Below are 18,525 nucleotides of genomic sequence, written 5' to 3' on the forward strand. Positions count from 1 at the left end.
TTCAAAGTTAAGTTAGGAGGATATTTTGGAAGACCTATTAAAGGCAATAATACTCGGTATTATTCAAGGATTAACCGAATTCCTTCCAGTAAGTAGCACTGCCCATTTAATTATAACACCATGGATTTTTGGTTGGAAGGGCAGCGTTGACTCTCTGAGCTTCGATATTGCTGTTCATACAGGAACTCTTATGTCACTTCTTTACTGCTTCTGGAAAGACTGGATAGATATATTTTTCAAGGAAAGAAAAATCTTGGTCTATCTGATAATAGGCACAATTCCTGCTGCCATAGCCGGTATCACTTTTCATGACTTTATAGAAAATCAACTAAGAAATCCTTTGATAATCGTTTTTACTCTCGTATCAGTAGGAATTATAATGCTCATAGCAGAAAGAACCGGAAAAAAGCAGAGAGATAACGTTAATTTTTCAGATGCTTTAATTATCGGTGTAGCTCAGGCAGTAGCTCTTATACCTGGAGTTTCCCGCTCAGGAATTACTATAACTGCGGGATTATTCAAAGGGCTTGACAGGGCATATGCTGCCAAGTTTTCCTTTCTTCTTTCAACACCTGCCATTGCAGGAGCAGCAACCTTAGACTTTTATAAATCTTTGAAAATTGGTTATTCCCACGACTACACTCTTTTTGCAGCGGGTATAGTTACGGCTTTTATTACTGGGGTTTTAGCAATCAAGTTTCTTCTAAGTTTTTTAAAAAAATACCCGCTTAATGTTTTTATTTACTACCGATGGGTTTTAGCAGGAGTAATCTTTTTGTTATATTTTTTTAGAAGCTGATGCAGAAAAAAACTTTTTACAGAAAACCGAATAGAAATCAAAAAATCTCAGAAATTAAGAATCTTACAACAAGAGTTGATGCCCCCAAAAAATCTACTTTTACTATTTTTATCTCTATAATTTTGATTGGTGCTGCTCTATACTTATTGGTAAGTCTCGTTAGCTATAATCTATTTGACCCTTCTTTTTTAACTTATACCAATTCAAAACCTTCTAATTACGGTGGGATTATAGGTGCTTATCTGGCAGATGCTTTTTTAAGTGTATTTGGAATATCTGCTTTTCTAATACCGCTGTTAGTAGGAGCTTGGGGAGTTGGAAAACTGTTAAATAAAAAGTGTTCTCCTTTTAGTATTCCCTGGTTATTAATAGTCCTCTTCTGTCTGGCTGTAATGCTTGAACCATTGAGAGCATTCTTAGAAAGTTACAAAAAATTACCCGAAGGGCTCTCGTGGATTGCCTTTCATTTATCAGAAAAATACCTCTCCCTTGCAGGAACATATATTCTCTGGACATCTATAACAATTGCTTCCTTAATTCTAATAAAACCTAAACTTCTGCAAAGAAGAGAAAAATTAACAGAAGAGCCAAATAAAACTGAAGACAACGAGATAAAGGTTGTTCAGTTGCCAGACTCAGAAACTTCCAATAAGACATGGGAGGACAAGAAAAAGCTTAAGTTGAACAATAATCAGAAAATTAAGGAAGAGCAACCAATTGAAGAGAGCATAGAGAAAGAAGAAAAAGAAGGATTTCTACTTCCTTCTTTAGAATTACTCAAAATTGAAAAATCAGAGAGTTCTATTTCAAAGGAAGAAATACTCTCTTCAGCGAAAAGCATTGAAGCAAGATTTGCAGAATTTGGCATAAAGGGAACGATTAAGGAAGTATATCCCGGTCCAGTTGTAACAATGTATGAGTTTGAGCCTGCAAGCGGAATAAAGTTGAGCAGAATAATAGCTCTAAGCGATGAGCTCGCCCTCTCATTGAAAGCCCAAAGCATAAGGATATACCCCATCCCTGGACGCTCTGCCATCGGCATTGAAGTGCCGAACAGAAAAAGACAGATTGTAAGGCTTGGAGAAATTATTGCATCAGAAAAATTCGTAAAAAGCGAATCACCAATCACTTTTGCCCTTGGAAAAGACATATATGGCAACCCTGTTGTAACTGACCTTGCAAAAATGCCCCATCTTTTAGTTGCCGGTGCTACTGGCTCGGGAAAAAGCGTATGCTTAAACACAATGATATTGAGCCTTCTTTATAAATCAACTCCTCAAGAGGTAAGACTTCTTCTCATTGACCCAAAACTTCTCGAACTTTCAGTATATGAGAATATACCTCACCTTTTTTCTCCTGTCATAACAGACCCTAAAGAAGCCTCTGATTCCCTCAAAAAAATAATTGTTGAGATGGAAAGAAGATATAAACTGTTTGCCTCAAAGGGCTTCAGAAATATTTCTGGATACAACAATTCCGTCTCAAAGGAGCAACAACTTCCTTACATTGTAGTTTTTATAGATGAATTTGCAGACCTTATGTTTACCGCTCCGGGTGAAGTTGAACAATCAATTACCCGAATCGCTCAGATGGCAAGAGCTTCAGGTATCCATCTTGTCGTTGCAACACAAAGACCCAGTGTTGATGTCATAACAGGAATTATAAAAGCAAACTTTCCCGCAAGAATTGCCTTTCAAGTCAGTTCCCGAATTGACTCCCGAACAATCCTTGATACACAGGGTGCAGAAAAACTACTCGGAATGGGTGACATGCTGTTTATGGTTTCGGGTGTAAAAATAATAAGAGTTCATGGCGCATACGTAAGTGAAGAAGAAGTGAAAGCAGTAACAGACTATTTACGCTCTCAGGGCACTCCAGATTTCTCCACATTCGAGTCCATTCAAGTTCCATCTGAAAAGAGAGAGAATGGCAAAGTAGATGAGACAGCAAAAGACGAACTTTATGAAGATGTGATTGAGTATGCCAGACAGACTGGTGAGATATCCATATCTCTTATTCAGCGCAGATTTAAAATTGGCTATAATAGAGCAGCAAGAATAATGGACATTCTGGAAGAAGACGGCCTTGTGGGACCTCCTCAGGGTGCTGGTAAACCAAGAAAGTTTCTCGGTAACTTTCAATAGATTGCAATTGAATTAATTGCTCAGTCTCTGGTTTAATTAAGTTATGAATCTTCTTTATTTTGAAAAACCAACTCGATATATAAACAGCGAAATAAACTCTGTTGTAAAGAAGGGCGGAGAGAGCTTTATAAAATTTGCCCTCTGTTTTCCTGATATCTACGAGATAGGAATGTCTCATGTGGGGATGAAAATTCTCTACAACATTCTCAATAAAATTTCCGATGTCCATGCAGAAAGAGTATTCTCCCCATGGATTGATATGCAAGAGTATATGAAGTCTAAGGAAATTCCCCTTCTCTCTTTAGAAACAAAAACCCCTCTTTACAAATTCGACATAGTAGGTTTCAGCCTTCAGTATGAACTCTCATATCCTACAGTGCTTAACATGTTAAGTTTAGGTAGAATTCCTTTAAAATGGCAGGATAGATTAGAACAAAAATATCCACTAATAATTGCAGGCGGTCCTTGTGCCTCAAATCCCCTTCCGATGTCTCCTTTTATAGATGCCTTTTTAATTGGAGAGGCCGAAGAAGCCATATTGAAACTCGTAAATGTTTACAGAGAGTGGAAGAAAGCTAATGAAAAAAAGGAAGAACTGCTTATGGCAGTTGGAAATATAGATGGATTTTTTGTGCCTTTTACTGGAAAAAAAACAGTGAAACGTCAGTATGTGGCAAGTCTAAATGAAGCCGAATTTCCAACGGCTCCTGTAGTTCCCTATATGAAGATTGTCCACGACAGAGTATCTATAGAAGTATCTCGAGGATGCCCTTCAGGATGCAGGTTCTGTCAGGCAGGAATGATTTACAGACCTATAAGGCTGAGAACTCCTGAAAAAGTCCTCGAAATAGCAAAAAAATCAATAGAAAATACAGGGTATGAAGAAATATCTCTTCTGTCCTTCAGCATCGGACATTATCCCTATTTACAGGAACTCTTGCATGCCTTAAACAGAGATTTCTCTGGCAAAGGAGTTGCCATTTCTCTGCCCTCAATCAGAGCAGATAAGGTCACACAGGAACTTCTCAAACAAATAAAATCTACCAGAAAAACAGGATTTACAATAGCTCCTGAAGCAGCTACAGATAGACTGAGGGCTGTTATAAATAAAAATCTCTCCACCGAGGATATAGAAAGAGCTTGTTGTCTTCTCTTTGAAGAAGGCTGGCTTAGTATAAAACTCTATTTTATGATAGGACTTCCTACAGAGACAGATGAGGATATCGAGGGTATTATAAGTCTTACAAAGCAAATAAGTAAGCTTTCCAAAAAATATACAAAAAAATTTGTTGACATAAATGTCACTGTATCACCTTTTATTCCAAAACCTCACACACCTTTTCAATGGCTTGGCCAGATTGATTACGATGAGATGAAGAAAAAACTTCATACCATAAAAGAGGCATTTTATAAAAGCAAGATTCACTACAAAGGACATGCTCCCAAGATGAGCGTTCTTGAAGCGGCAATCTCAAGGGGTGATGAGAAAGTTGGAGATGTCATATATCATGCGTGGAAACAAGGGGAGAAATTATCTGCTTGGACAGATTTATTTGATTTCAACCGATGGCTTTCTGCCATGGAAAAATCAGGTATTGATTTGTTCTATTACGCTAAAAAGCAATATTCACAATACGAAGCTCTTCCTTGGGAATTCGTAGATACGGGAGTTAAAAAAGAGTTTTTACTAAAAGAGTTCGATAGAGCCATAAAAACCGATAAAAGCAGTGATTGCTCTGTAAAATGTGAGGGTTGCGGATTGAGCTGTAAACTTAAAAATATCCAAATGGATACAACTACTGTTGAAAAAGAAAAACCCTCGGAGGCCGAATCTTTAAATAAAGAAGAAAACCAAACCATCACTGTAAGGTTCTGCCATACAAAGTCTGGCAACATGAAATATCTATCGCAACTTGAACTTATCAGTCTCATTACGAGGATTTTAAGAAAAGCGAGTATTCCATTTGCTCTTTCAAAGGGCTTTCATCCTAAACCAGAAATTTCCCTGTGTCCCTCTCTTCCTACGGGGATTGAAAGCGAGGCCGAATACTTTGACCTAAAAATTTATGGAGAAATGAAAGAAGATTATATTGACAAGTTAAATCAACTATTACCAGAAGGAATTAAAATAAAACATGCGAGAATTATTAGTCCTCAGACTCCTTCACTGGGAGCTTTTATTGACAGATACAAATACAAGATAATTTTTCCAGAACATTTCTCCCTCAATAAGCACATAGACTCAGAAAAGATAGAGATAAAGAGAAACGAGAAAACTTACTCGCTGAAAGAGTTCCTTGAAGATATTCAGATTTACGACAATGAAGTATGTATAATAGTTAAAGATACGGAGGTAAAGGCACGAATCAATGAAATAGCAGAGGCTTTAACAGGTATATCGGCGAAAGAACTAAAAATTAAAAGAATACAAATGTATGGTAACAAAGGAGGAATGGTAGAACCTTGAGCAATGAACTTTTAATAAATGTTACAAAACAGGAATGTCGCGTTGCTTTACTTGAAGGAGGCCAGGTAGTAGAATTCTACATCGAAAGAAAGGGAGATTCAAGTTTTGTTGGTAACATATACAAGGGCAAGGTTGTAAAAGTATTAAAGGGTATGCAGGCATGTTTTATTGATATTGGCCTGGACAAGGCAGCCTTTCTTTATGTAGACGACATAAGAGGAGGAATTAAAGAACTATATCCCTTTTTAGAGGCCATTGAAGAGACAGAGTTTATCTCAAAACTTGACTTTAAAGATGCCTCTATCGAAGAGCTTGTTCAGCAAGGACAGGAGATTTTAGTTCAAGTAGCAAAAGACCCCATAGGCACAAAAGGAGCAAGAGTTACTTCGAGAATAACTCTTCCAGGCAGATATGTGGTACTAATGCCAGGGATGGAACACATTGGCATATCAAGAAAAATAGAGGACGAAGAAAAGAGAAAAGAGCTTAAAGAGCTTGCAACGAAAATAAAACCCATCGGTTTTGGTCTAATAATGAGAACTGTCAGCGAAGACGCCACCGAGGAGGAAATACAGAAAGATATTGATTTTCTTCTTCTGCTATGGGACAACATTCAAAAGAAAAAAGACAGGGTTCATGCACCAGCACTTATTCACAGTGAATTTGACCTTGTTTTAAGAAGTCTTAGAGACTTCATGAATCAGAACGTAGACCGTTTAATAATCGACAGCCATGCTGAATGGATGAGACTAAGAGAGTTCGCCTCTGTTTATTTTCCCAGGATTGCAGAAAAAATTGAACTCTACGATGGGGATGAACCAATTTTTGATGCCTTTGGAATTGAAGTTGACCTTGACAGAGCACTTGAAAGAAAAGTATGGCTCAAATCAGGCGGCTACATAGTAATCGACCAGACAGAGGCAATGACTGTAATCGATGTTAATACAGGCAAATTTGTGGGAAAAGAAAATTTAGAAGATACCATACTGAGAACCAACCTCGAAGCAGTTAAAGAGATTGCCTATCAGATAAGGCTCAGAAATCTCGGTGGAATAATTCTCATCGACTTTATAGATATGGAAAAAGACGAAAACAAACAGAAAGTAATAAATGCAATGGTTGAGGCAATGAAAAAAGACCGAGCAAAAACAACGATATACAACATTACCGAACTGGGAATAGTTCAAATGACAAGAAAAAGAACAAGAGAAAGTCTTGAACATATCCTATGCGACAGTTGTCCCTACTGTGAAGGAAAGGGAAGAGTTTTGAGCATAAGGTCTGTTGCCTATGAAATACTGAGAAAGCTCAAATGCCTCACTCCTCAGGAAGGAGCAGAAATAATACTTGTAGCTCATCCACAAGTAGCAGACCTTCTTACAGATGAAGAGAGAGATTCCCTTGAAGAAATTGAAAACACCAGAAAGATAAGAATTACAATTAAAAAAGATGCTACTCTCCATCAAGAAAACTATCACATTCATAAGAGTAAACCTTTAGCTGAATAAAAATGGAAATTTCAGAATGCAACAAATGTGGAAAATGCAGAGAAATCTGTCCCAGTTACAGATATTTTCTGAATGAATCCTTTTCTCCGAGAGGAAGAACTCAGCTCTACAATTTTTTAAAAGAAGGAGAGCTTTCAGAATCAAAAGAGCTCAGAGAAAGAATCTTCAGCTGCCTTCTTTGCGGTGCATGCTTTTCAAACTGTCCTCTTCAGGTAGACATTCCTTTTTCAATTTATAATTTGAGAGAAAAGATGAGAAAAAATCCTAAGCTACTTTTATTCAAATATTTTTCACTTTTTCCAGGGCTGTTTTTTTCTCTATTCCGTATTTTGAAAATTAAACCCATTAAGAATATGGTGAAAAGGCAAAATTTAATACCTGCCAGTTTAATTGACAAGCTCGTTCCTTTCGAGAGAAAAAAGACTCAAAGAGAAAGTCTAAAAATATTCAATCAAATCAGACCGAAAGGAAGGATAGCTTTATTTTTAGGCTGTTCTACAAATTATCTAATGCCATCTATTTCCAATGCACTAATTAAACTACTGTCAAAGTCAAAATACGAAGTTGTTTTGCCAAGACAGAACTGCTGTGGAGCGCCTCTACTGGGAGCAGGCTATAGAGAGGAAGCAATGAGGCTTGCCCAAAAGAATATTACGCTCTATAATTCCTTTAACATTGATGGAGTAATGACACCATGCCCAACCTGTGCCCATTTTTTAAAAGATGTTTACGACAAACTCACAGGGAACAGTATCAAAATACTGAATCTTGATGATTTGATAGATATAAAAGAAATAACTGGAAATGAAAAATCGGAGAAAAAAATTTTTTTCCACCTCTCCTGCCATTCAAAGAACTACTTGAAAGAGGAAGCTTCAATTATAAAGCTTTTGAAAAAAACCGGAATTGAAATGGAAAAAAAAGAAGGTTGCTGCGGCTTTGCTGGGCTTTTTTCCTTTCTTTTTGAGAGGCAATCTATGGATATTCTGAAAAAAAAAGTTTTAGAATATGAGAAAGCAGATATGATAATAACTTCTTGTCCAAACTGTATAATCCAATTTAAATTCACTATGAACAATAAAGAAGTCTTGCATTATACCGAATTTATAGAAAAAATCTTACGGAAAGGAGAAGGAAATGTCTGAAGAAAACTCCCCTTTTGAGATAGTTCTACCAGACGGAACTATCTACAGACCAAATAAAACGGAAATGAAAAATGAACATACTGTAAAAGGATATGATGCTGAAGGAAAACCCAAAAAAATGAAATTTGCTGCAAAAAATGAGTGTAAACGATGCGGTGAATGCTGTAGAAGAGATACTCCATTGATTTTAAAAGACGACCTGTCTCTTTTAACAGAAGGAATAATTTCTGAAAAAGATATCTACACAATTAGAGAAGGAGAAAAAGTTCGTTCCTCAATAGACGGCGAAATTTATTACACACCCATGGAGTTAATAAAAATAAAGCCTATTTTTGGAAGTTTTACCTGCCTTTTTTATGACCCTGCGGAGGGATGCACAATATATGAGAAAAAACCTCTTGTATGCAGAAAATTTGAATGTTGGTCTTCTAATGTTGACATTACGGGGCTCGAAAAAAGAAGTCTCACAAGGGCTGACTTGTTCAAAGGAGTTGAGTTGATTGAAAAGGCCATAAGAAAACACGATGAGAAGTGTTCTCCCACTGTTTTCAATGACCTCATACAAGAGCTTAGAAGTGGTAAAGAGGAAAATGTTGAGAAAATAGCGGAGATGATACTATTCGATTTTCAAATTAGAGATTGGGTAAAAGAGAAATTATCAATCTCAGAGGAGGTTTTACCATTGCTGTTCGGTAAAACTCTCTTTGAAATGGCCTCTATTTATGGCTTGATAATAGAAAAAGATGGCGATAATTTCATAATTAAAGTTACACAGGAGGAGATAGAATGAAGTTTTTTATTGACACAGCAAATATTGAAGAAATTAAAAAAGCATGGGAAGTCGGAGTAATTGATGGAGTTACCACCAATCCCTCATTGCTTGCGAAAGAAGGCAGAGAGCCAATGGGTCTTCTTAAAGAAATCTGCCAAATAGTAGAAGGACCTGTAAGTGCCGAGGCAGTCTCACTAAAGCATGAAGAGATGTTCCGAGAAGCCATTGAATTAAGTAAAATAGCCGATAACATTGTAATAAAAATCCCAATGACCGAAGACGGGCTTAAGACAGTCAAAAAATTATCTCAAGAGGGAATTAAGACAAATGTAACCCTCGTATTTTCACCAACTCAGGCATTGCTTGCTGCAAAGGCAGGAGCTACCTATGTAAGTCCTTTTGTAGGAAGGCTTGATGACATAAGTCATTTTGGTATGGACTTGATAAGAGACATTCAGATAATCTTTGAAAACTACGCCTTTGAGACCGAAGTGATTGTGGCAAGCATTCGCAATCCTCTTCATGTGCTTGAGGCAGCAAGAATAGGAGCAGACATAGCAACTATTCCCTACTCTGTAATTAAACAACTAATAAAGCACCCCCTCACAGACATAGGAATAGAAAAATTCCTTAAAGACTGGGAGAAACTTCAAAAATAGGAGGTAGTCAAGATGAAAGGCAACAAGAAATTCATCATATCAGGTGCAATCCTAATACTAATAGGTATTACCATAGGATTAATCTTAGCATCTAAATTTGACATTCAGACAAAAGGTTTCTCTGAAGACTATCAGATTTCAAAGGAGTCACAAGAGACCCTTTCTAAAATAGGTAATGCTATGGCAGAGGTTGTTCAAGCAGTGAGACCGTCAGTGGTAAACATTTACACTACAAAAAAAATAAAAAGACAAAACATACCCTTTCCTTTTAACGACCCTTTTTTCAGAAGATTCTTTGATGAAGAATTCGGCGATTTCTTTGGAAAACAGAGAGAATTCACCCAGACTTCCCTTGGTTCAGGTGTAATAGTAGACGGTGTAAATGGATACATTCTTACCAATTATCACGTCATTAAAGGTGCCGATGAAATTAAAGTAAAGCTCTTTGACAAGAGAGTTTTTGACGGCACTATTATTGGTTATGACGCAAAAACAGACATTGCCGTTATAAAGATTAAGGCCGATGGACTTAGAGCAATAAAGTGGGGAGACTCGGATAAGCTTAAAGTTGGCGAGACAGTAATAGCCATAGGAAATCCCTATGGACTGAATCTTACAGTTACAAGTGGCATTGTGAGTGCAACAGGAAGGGCAAATGTGGGAATTTCAGACTATGAAGACTTTATCCAGACAGACGCAGCTATAAATCCTGGAAATTCTGGTGGACCTCTTGTCAACGTAAAGGGCGAACTCGTAGGAATAAACACGGCCATATTCAGCACAACCGGCGGATATCAGGGGATTGGTTTTGCTATCCCGAGCAATATGGCAAAGGTGGTAATGGACAATCTAATAAAACATAAAAAAGTGGTGAGAGGATGGCTTGGTGTTACAGTAATGGATGTAGACCCTCAGATGGCAAAGGCTAATAACATGAAAGAAGTAAAAGGTGCTGTTGTCACAGATGTTCAGGAAGGAAGTCCTGCTGACAAGGCAAAGATAACAATGAAAGATATAATAATTACTTTCGACGGAAAGGAAGTTGAGGATTCAGCCCATCTTAGAAATCTTGTAGTAAGCACACCGCCAGGAAAAACAGTGAAAATTGAGATAATAAGAAATGGAAAACATTACTCAGTAACAGCTACAGTAGGCGAACTTCCCGCTGAGAAAAAAGTTTCCCTCTCCGATTCTGTACTTGCAGGAATTTATGTAGAAGATTTAACGCCTAAGCTCAGAAATCAACTCGGACTACCAAGCAGAGTTAACGGAGTAGTAATAAGTTCCATTGAACAGGGAGCAAGGGCTGAGGGAGTTTTAATGAGAGGAGATGTGATAGTAGAGATTAATAACCAAAAAATCAATAACTCAAAGGATTTTGCCAAAGTAGCTGCACAGACAAAGGGAAGTGCTACAGTCTGGTTTTACAGAAACGGACGGGGATTATATACAATTTTGAATGCCGGAGAGTGATTGAAAAAATGAAGTCAGCATCTGCTGTCTTACATAAAGCATTTTGTTGAAAATATTGGAAAATTCTCTGAATACTCTCGCAGGTGCTGACTCCATCTCTTTTAAAAGGTCTTTACAGATATACCAATTACATCTGAGAGGTCGCAAGTATCGAGGTACCGTACAGCCTCTCTCAGAGAGAAGATAGCATGGTTCTTTTTCACTCAGATTTCTCTCTGGAAAAGGAAAAGTCTCTCTTAGAGCAACAACATAGATAAGGTCATCGTATTCGTATCTGCTATTTTTATTTAAACAGCAGATATTAGTGCATAAGGGACATACCTTTTTTGAATAAGTATCAATGAATGGGTCAATTTGCAAAATATAATTTTTTATCTCTTGAGCAAGCAACATGGAACTCTTAAATTTATCGGGGAAATCTCTGAAAAGAGAGTCTATCTTCCCTACCAATGCATGAAGTTCTTCAATATTATCCCACAGAAGTATCTCTCCTGAAGATGGAATATGAAACAATGTCATTGAAAATATTATACAAATTTTTAATACAAAAAAATTAACCAGCCCTTGTCGTTTAAAAATAATTACTGTATACTTGCAGTAAGATATTGGGGCATTTGAAATAGGGGTAATTGGCTTGCCGAAACTTTAGGTTTTAACGGCTTAATTTTTCAACATTATAGGGGGGGTATTAAATAAAAAATTAAAAGGAGGGTTTAAAGATGTTTAAGAACATGACATTAGGAAAAAAATTAGGAGGAGGTTTTGGGGTAATAATCTTTTTCACATTAATTATGGGTAGTTTCATATTTATCCAGCTTAGTTCTGTTAAGAGTAATGTAGATGACATCGAAGACAGAGTTGAGAAAATCAACTATGCCGCATCAATAAGAAGCTCTGTAAAGGATATTCTCATGGGCATTAGAGATATCCTTCTGAATGACGACAGGAAGATAAAAGAAGAGAAAAAGCTTTTTATCGAAAAAAGTAGAAATATATACAGAGAAAGCCTTGAAAAATTAGAAAAGAGAGTCTTTTCTGATACGGGTAAAAAGTTAATAAGCGAACTAAAAGAGTCTATAAGTGATGCCGCATCAGCAAACAATAAGGTCATTGAACTTTCTTTAGCTGGCAAAAATAAAGAGGCAATTGAACTTTTCAACAGGGAACTACCCAAAAAAGTTGAACGAATAAATAAAGCTGTAGATGCTATAGTAAATTATCAATATGAACTTTCAAACAAAAAAATCGAACAAGTTAAAAATTCGGTAAAAATTCAAATTATTACTGCCATAGCAATCTCTACATTAAGCACTGCCATAGCGGTATTCTTTGCCTTGTTGATTTCCCGCTCTGTAAAAAAACCAGTGGCAGAACTCAAGACAACCCTTGAGAAAGTAGCACAGGGAGACCTATCAGTAGAGGCAAAAGTAGAAAGCAGAGACGAACTTGGCATGATAAGCCAGTCAGTAAACGAAGCAATAAGAAGCATCAAACGCCTCATAGCAGAGTCAAAGACAATCTCAAGCTCCCTTGCCTCCTCCTCAGAACAACTCTCAGCAACAACAGAAGAGATATCGAGGAATCTCAAATCCCAGACAGAGAGAGCAAGCCAGATAGCCTCTGCAGCAGAAGAGATGAGCCAGACAGTAGTAGACATAGCAAAGAATGCATCAAACATAGCAGAAGTAAGCGTAACAACAGCCAGTGTAGCAAAAGAAGGAAAAGACATGACCACAAACACAGCGAAAGAGATAAAAGTAATAGAGGGAGCAATAGGGAAACTATCAGAAGTAATCAACGTGCTTGGTGAGCGTTCAAGGCAGATAGGTGAAATTGTCACAGTGATAAAAGACATAGCAGACCAGACAAATCTACTTGCATTGAATGCAGCCATAGAGGCAGCCCGAGCAGGAGAGCAGGGAAGAGGCTTTGCAGTAGTAGCCGATGAAGTAAGGAAACTTGCAGAGAGAACCACTAAGGCAACCGATGAGATAGCAGAGATGATAAGGGGAATACAGACAGAAGTAGATGTGGCAGAGGGTTCGATGGAAGATGCCACAAAGAAAGTAGCAAGCGGAGTAGAGCTAAGCAACAGGTCAGCGGAGATACTTGGGCAGATACTGAGCAAAGCGCAGGAGTTACAGGGGATGATACAGCAGATAGCCTCTGCGACCGAAGAGATGTCTTCAGTGACAGACCACATAACGCAGGACATAGGAAGCATAGCAGAGGGTTCAAAGGAGATATCCCTTGCAGTGGATCAGTCAGCCCAGACAGCCAGTGATATAGCAAGACTTGGCGGAGAACTCCAGACAGCTATAGGAAGGTTTAGGGTATAGGAGGGATTCAAAATAAGGCTGTTCAATTACTAATAGTCATTCCGAGGGGTCTTCAAAACAGAAGAGATTCCTCGTCGCTTACTCTCCTCGGAATGACAGGAATATAAAAGCCTCGAAAATAATTTCCTATTCTACTCCCTTAGACTAAGCCGAAAGGCCGCTTACTTTATCTTAGAAAGACCAATAAATCTCTGGATTGAATTGATATTGAACTGAAAATTAATTTTTCCTTAGCTTTAAAATCTGCTATAATTTAGAAAATGTTTAATCCTTTAAAGCAAGTTTTATCAAAACTCACTGAAGAAAGATATTTTAATCTCAAATTTAGATTAATTCTGCTTAACACGTTCTTTGCAATTATTCCCCTTGGGATAGTAATAACAATAACATATCTCTGGATATATCAGATAGTTCATGATGATTTCCGAAACAACTTAAAATGGCAGATGGAGGAAACGAGGCACTCCATTGAGTTCTTCATCTCCGAAAGAATTTCTGCTCTCCGGTTCGTATCAAGCTCTTATCCTGAGGAGTATTTTACTGATGAGAAAAAATTTCACCGTTTATTTTCAGACTTCAAAAGAGAGTTTGAGGGCATAGTTGATATTGGAGTTATAAACAGCAAAGGCATACAGACATTGTATATCGGACCTTATCAATTGACAGGGAGAGATTATTCCCAAGCCGAATGGTTCAAAGACATGGCAATGAGAACAGTCTACGTAACCGATGTATTTCTTGGATACAGAAAAATTCCTCACTTTTCAATAGTTATAAAAAAAGAACTCTCTTCAAAAGATTTCCGACTTCTAAGAGTATCGATAAATATGGATATTCTACAGAAACTACTGTCAAATCTCGAGATTGAATCGCAGGATGATATATTTCTTGTAAACAGAGATAAGATTTTACAGACAAACTCTAAACTTTTTGGCAATGCACTGGAGCCCCTAAAATTAAAGGTGACCATTGAAGATGATACGAACCATATTAAAATTTACGAATACGACATAGACAGAAAGCAAGCCTATCTGGCATATGGAACAATAAAAAATACTCCCTGGATTCTTGTAGCCCTCATACGCTCTGAACCTTATGAAAAAATTCCCTCTTTCTTTACAAGAGAAGTTACAATGATAAGCATTTTCAGCATTGCTCTTATATTTTTCGTTATAACCACATCAATTAACACCTTAGTAAACAGAGTTCAGAAAGCAGACTATGAAAGAGAAATTGCAATAGCTAATGCAGAACATGCCGACAAACTTGCCTCCATTGGAAGGCTTGCCGCCGGCGTAGCCCATGAGATTAATAATCCTCTTGCCATAATAAATGAGAAAGCAGGATTGATGAAAGACTTGATAGAGTATGGAGACATAACTCAGAACAAAGAAAAATTCCTTCAACTCATAGGGTCTATACAGGATAGTGTTGTACGGTGTAGAACAATTACTCACAGACTCTTGAGTTTCTCAAGGAAGATAGATAAAACCACTGAACAATTTCAGCTTAATGAGGCAATTCAAGAAGTAATAGGCTTTATAGTAAAGGAGATTGAAGCTAAAAGCATTAATGTTACCTATGATTTTCAAGACAATCTACCTAAAATTACTACAGATAAAGGCCAGCTACAACAGGTATTACTGAATATAATAAATAATGCCGTCGATGCCGTTGATATGGGAGGTAAGATTGAGATAAAAACAGAGTTGATAGATAATAATCGAATAAGAATCTTAATTAAAGATAACGGACCTGGAATTCCAAAAGAGAGACTAAAGCACATCTTTGAGCCCTTTTACACTACAAAGAAAAAGGGCACAGGTCTTGGTTTATACATTTCCTATGGCATAATTAAAAAGTTAGGTGGAGATATTAAAGTAAGTAGCGAGGTTGACAAAGGCACAACATTCTCTATAGAAATGCCAATTAATTTTGAAACGGAGAGAAGCAAATGAAGAAGGCAAAGGTTCTTATTATCGATGATGAACAGGAGCTGGTTACAGCTCTAACGGAAAGACTAAATCTTAGAGGATATGATGCAAGCGGTGTCGTAAGTTTGTCCGAAGCTATCAATTTCATTAAACAAATTCCGGACGTTATCATTCTTGATATAGGATTGCAAGACACAGATGGACTTGAAGTATTAAAAAGGATAAAAGAGATAAACCCTTCTATTCAAGTAATTATGCTTTCAGGATATGGTGACACAGAGAGAATAAACAAAAGCCTACAAAGTGGTGCTTTCGATTATTTAATAAAACCCGTTGATATTGAAGATTTAGTATCTAAAATTGACAGTGCAAAGCTAAAAAAGGAGGAAAGTATATGATTGACAAACCCTTAGTTTTTGTAGGCAAGATTATAGCAGATTTTACACACGAAATCAATAATCATCTTGCTTTGATAAAAGAATCAGCCGGTCTAATCAGTGATATATGTAAAGGCAAAAAATCCATTGATAAAAAGGAAATGCCCTATGTAGTTGAAAGTCTTGAAGCAATAGAAAATCAGATACAAAAAAGCGTAAATTTCATAGGCTATTTCAATAGATTTGCACACAGAATGGACAATCTTAAAAGTTCCTTCAAATTAAGTTCAACCGTTGAAGAGTTATTTGAACTGCTTAAGAGATACTCAAGCAGAAAAAAGGTTTCCCTAAAGTATGATATACCCGAAAGCCTGCCTGACCTTGAGAACTCTCCCTTCTTATTAGAATTTGCCATATTCTATGCGATAGATAGCTTTTTGAAGAAATCAAAGCCTGATACAAATATAACAGTGACGGCTAAAGGAGAAAACGGCTTTGTTAAATTAACAGTAAAATATGAAGGCGATTTTACAGAAAGCATCAATCAAGAAATATGGCAAATTTCAACTATTCAGGAAATACTATCACTTACCAACATAAAGATTACATCCAACGATAAGGTCGTTAATATCGAAATCCCTGTATAGACTATTTTTCGTCCTTATTTTCCATTATTTTTCTTGCTGTGTCAAAATCCCCTTCTTCGGCAAAGGCAATTGCAGACATGGTGAGCTCAAGTTTTCTCTGATAAGCTCCCTTGATTTTATCCATTAGAGTTTCAATATCAACAGGCTTTCTCAAAAACTCATACGCACCAAGCTTCTGAGCTTCTTCTTGGTCTTTTTCTGTGCCGTGAGCAGTAAGTATTATTACCTGTGTTGTAGGATAGGCTTGCCTAATCTGTCTTAACACTTCAATACCATCCATTCCGGGCATTCGGAGGTCAAGTACTATAACATCCGGCTCCTGTTCCTCTGCGTATTTTATTGCTTCTTCACCACTGTATACAGTGTCAGGTTTAAGTTGTCTCATCTCAAGCCTTTTAGCGAGAGTTTTGACAAACTCTACTTCATCGTCTACTAATAAAACTCTCATCTGCCTTCCCATGTTTACCTCCTTGACATTCTTTAGAGACTGTTCAAAAACTTGTAGTGTATTGAAAATCAATTAACCACAAGTCCTTAGATTTCTTAATTACCTATAACTGTCATTCCTCGCCTCCAAAGGAGGAGACCCTTCGCTTACGTTCAGGGTGACAGTAAAAGTGTCATTCCGAGGAGTGTTAGCAACGAGGAATCTCCTCAGTTAAAGGAAGAGATCCCTCGGGCAAAGCCCTCGGGATGACCCTTAGCAATTGAACAGCCTCGTTCTTTACATAATAATAAAAAAACTACAAAAAAATGTAAAGCAATTATAAATTATTCGGTTATAAAAAATTATAATAACCTTTTTTTAGGTTATTTATGTAATAATTTTATAATCTTACACAGAAAAAGTTAGGAGGTTAGAATGAAGATTAGATACCTCAGTTTATTCCTTATTTTAATTATTCCTCTCTTTGCTACTTCTGTTTTTGCAGATTCAATGACTCCAACAGATAGCTCAATGCCATGGTGGGCATGGCCTCTTATTTTATTCATAGTCACATTTATACTTGGAGTTTTAGCAGTTTTAGGTGGTGTTGGTGGTGGGGTGTTGTTTGTTCCAATTGTAGGTGGCTTTTTCCCTTTCAACATGGATTTTGTAAGAGGTGCGGGGCTTTTCGTAGCTTTGGCAGGTGCTCTTGCTGCAGGACCAGGACTTTTAAAAAGAGGATTTGCTGACCTAAGGCTTGCCATACCTCTTGCATTAATAGCCTCAGCCTCTGCCATAGTTGGTGCAATGATAGGACTTGCTCTTCCACCTCATGTAGTTAATATTGCTCTGGGAGGAACAATTCTGATGATTGTTGCAATAATGCTTCTTGCAAAGAAGTCTGAATATCCAGAGGTTAAAAAGGCTGATGCACTCTCGCAGGCTCTGAAAATCAGCGGCATATACAATGAAATATCAACAGGAAAAGAGATTGAATGGAAGGTTCACAGAACTCCTCAGGCAATGATACTTTTCATTGCAATTGGAATAATGGCTGGTATGTTCGGACTCGGTGCTGGATGGGCAAATGTGCCAGTTTTAAATCTTCTTATGGGAGCACCCCTTAAAGTTTCAGTGGCAACAAGCAAGTTTCTTCTATCCATTACAGACACTTCGGCAGCATGGATTTATCTAAACAACGGTGCAGTGCTTCCCATGATGGTTGCACCAAGTGTTGTAGGAATAATGCTTGGCTCAGTAGTTGGAGTAAGAATCCTCGCAGTAGCAAAGCCCAAAGTAGTTAGATACATTGTCATAGCCATGCTTCTCTTTGCAGGAGTAAGAGCACTCCTCAAAGGACTTGGAATTTGGAAATAATGGAGGCTAAAAATGACCAAACATCAGATTAAAGAAGAACAGATTGCCTATGCAAAATGGCTTGACTGGGGAATGAAAATCGGTCTTCTTCTGCTGATTCTTACTTTTATTATTTATCTTACAGGCATACTTTCGCCTCAGATACCGATTTCAGACTTGCCCAAATATTGGAAATTAAAAGCCCATGAGTATCTGTCTTCTGCAGGGATAAAGCCAGGATGGGCATGGGTAAGCATGGTAACAAAGGGCGATTTTTTAAATTTTGTTCCCGTAGCCTTCTTAGGAGCTGTAACAATACTTTGCTATGTAAGGATACTACCGATTTTCCTAAAAAAGAAGGATATTGCCTATTTCATATTTGCATTAGCAGAATGCTTGATTTTAATACTTGCTGCCTCAGGACTTCTCCATGTAGGTGGACATTGATTCATTAATAATTCTAAATTTATAAAGAGAT

At 37.3% G+C, this 18,525-nt stretch carries 16 protein-coding genes; 14 read left to right on the forward strand and 2 right to left on the reverse strand.

Annotation, left to right across the window (positions count from 1 at the left end):
• Window positions 1-25 precede the first annotated feature (25 nt).
• The 8 genes from ACZ430_RS03695 to ACZ430_RS03730 are packed head-to-tail and all read left to right on the forward strand — an operon-like array spanning window position 26 to window position 10,967.
• Entirely contained in the window at window positions 26-799 is a 774-nt protein-coding gene (locus ACZ430_RS03695; RefSeq protein ID WP_297211926.1) for an undecaprenyl-diphosphate phosphatase, read from the forward strand.
• Window positions 799-2,943, forward strand: coding sequence for a DNA translocase FtsK (locus ACZ430_RS03700; protein ID WP_297211923.1), 2,145 nt, complete (start codon window positions 799-801; stop codon window positions 2,941-2,943). The genes ACZ430_RS03695 and ACZ430_RS03700 overlap by 1 nt, the downstream gene beginning before the upstream one ends.
• A gap of 43 nt (window positions 2,944-2,986) precedes the next feature.
• Entirely contained in the window at window positions 2,987-5,410 is a 2,424-nt protein-coding gene (locus tag ACZ430_RS03705) for a TIGR03960 family B12-binding radical SAM protein (protein WP_297211920.1), read from the forward strand.
• Window positions 5,407-6,918 (forward strand): Rne/Rng family ribonuclease, encoded by a 1,512-nt coding sequence (locus tag ACZ430_RS03710; protein ID WP_297211918.1) that lies wholly within the window; start codon window positions 5,407-5,409, stop codon window positions 6,916-6,918. Before ACZ430_RS03705 ends, ACZ430_RS03710 begins: the two co-directional genes overlap by 4 nt.
• 2 nt (window positions 6,919-6,920) lie before the next feature.
• A complete protein-coding gene (locus tag ACZ430_RS03715; RefSeq protein WP_297211915.1) occupies window positions 6,921-8,063 on the forward strand; it encodes a (Fe-S)-binding protein in 1,143 nt (380 codons plus the stop codon).
• On the forward strand, window positions 8,056-8,853 hold the full coding sequence (locus ACZ430_RS03720) for a YkgJ family cysteine cluster protein (protein ID WP_297211913.1): 798 nt from the start codon (window positions 8,056-8,058) through the stop codon (window positions 8,851-8,853). Before ACZ430_RS03715 ends, ACZ430_RS03720 begins: the two co-directional genes overlap by 8 nt.
• Window positions 8,850-9,494: a fructose-6-phosphate aldolase gene (gene fsa, locus ACZ430_RS03725; protein WP_297211912.1), complete on the forward strand. Its 645-nt coding sequence runs from the start codon at window positions 8,850-8,852 to the stop codon at window positions 9,492-9,494. Before ACZ430_RS03720 ends, fsa begins: the two co-directional genes overlap by 4 nt.
• Before the next feature lie 12 nt (window positions 9,495-9,506).
• A complete protein-coding gene (locus ACZ430_RS03730; RefSeq protein WP_297211909.1) occupies window positions 9,507-10,967 on the forward strand; it encodes a DegQ family serine endoprotease in 1,461 nt (486 codons plus the stop codon).
• Here ACZ430_RS03730 and ACZ430_RS03735 read toward each other — a convergent pair.
• Entirely contained in the window at window positions 10,938-11,486 is a 549-nt protein-coding gene (locus ACZ430_RS03735; RefSeq protein ID WP_297211905.1) for a hypothetical protein, read from the reverse strand. The genes ACZ430_RS03730 and ACZ430_RS03735 overlap by 30 nt on opposite strands.
• Before the next feature lie 200 nt (window positions 11,487-11,686).
• On the opposite strand from ACZ430_RS03735, the gene ACZ430_RS03740 reads away from it, so the two are divergent.
• From ACZ430_RS03740 to ACZ430_RS03755, 4 genes are all read left to right on the forward strand, one after another.
• A complete protein-coding gene (locus tag ACZ430_RS03740; protein ID WP_464910708.1) occupies window positions 11,687-13,306 on the forward strand; it encodes a methyl-accepting chemotaxis protein in 1,620 nt (539 codons plus the stop codon).
• 260 nt (window positions 13,307-13,566) lie between these two features.
• Window positions 13,567-15,264 carry a sensor histidine kinase gene (locus ACZ430_RS03745; RefSeq protein ID WP_297211074.1) on the forward strand — a complete coding sequence of 566 codons (1,698 nt, stop codon included), beginning with the start codon at window positions 13,567-13,569 and terminating at the stop codon, window positions 15,262-15,264.
• A complete protein-coding gene (locus tag ACZ430_RS03750) occupies window positions 15,261-15,638 on the forward strand; it encodes a response regulator (protein WP_297211077.1) in 378 nt (125 codons plus the stop codon). Before ACZ430_RS03745 ends, ACZ430_RS03750 begins: the two co-directional genes overlap by 4 nt.
• The gene (locus ACZ430_RS03755; protein WP_297211080.1) at window positions 15,635-16,264 is read left to right on the forward strand and encodes a sensor histidine kinase; all 630 of its coding nucleotides are present in this window, start codon (window positions 15,635-15,637) and stop codon (window positions 16,262-16,264) included. The genes ACZ430_RS03750 and ACZ430_RS03755 overlap by 4 nt, the downstream gene beginning before the upstream one ends.
• Before the next feature lies 1 nt (window position 16,265).
• Here ACZ430_RS03755 and ACZ430_RS03760 read toward each other — a convergent pair whose 3' ends face one another.
• Window positions 16,266-16,724 (reverse strand): response regulator, encoded by a 459-nt coding sequence (locus tag ACZ430_RS03760; RefSeq protein WP_297211083.1) that lies wholly within the window; start codon window positions 16,722-16,724, stop codon window positions 16,266-16,268.
• 402 nt (window positions 16,725-17,126) lie between these two features.
• Between ACZ430_RS03760 and ACZ430_RS03765 the strand changes: the two genes are divergently transcribed.
• Window positions 17,127-18,068, forward strand: coding sequence for a sulfite exporter TauE/SafE family protein (locus ACZ430_RS03765; protein ID WP_297211086.1), 942 nt, complete (start codon window positions 17,127-17,129; stop codon window positions 18,066-18,068).
• A gap of 12 nt (window positions 18,069-18,080) precedes the next feature.
• Window positions 18,081-18,494 (forward strand): hypothetical protein, encoded by a 414-nt coding sequence (locus ACZ430_RS03770; RefSeq protein ID WP_297211089.1) that lies wholly within the window; start codon window positions 18,081-18,083, stop codon window positions 18,492-18,494.
• Window positions 18,495-18,525: the final 31 nt, after the last annotated feature.

Source organism: Thermodesulfovibrio sp. TK500a (assembly GCF_055381765.1).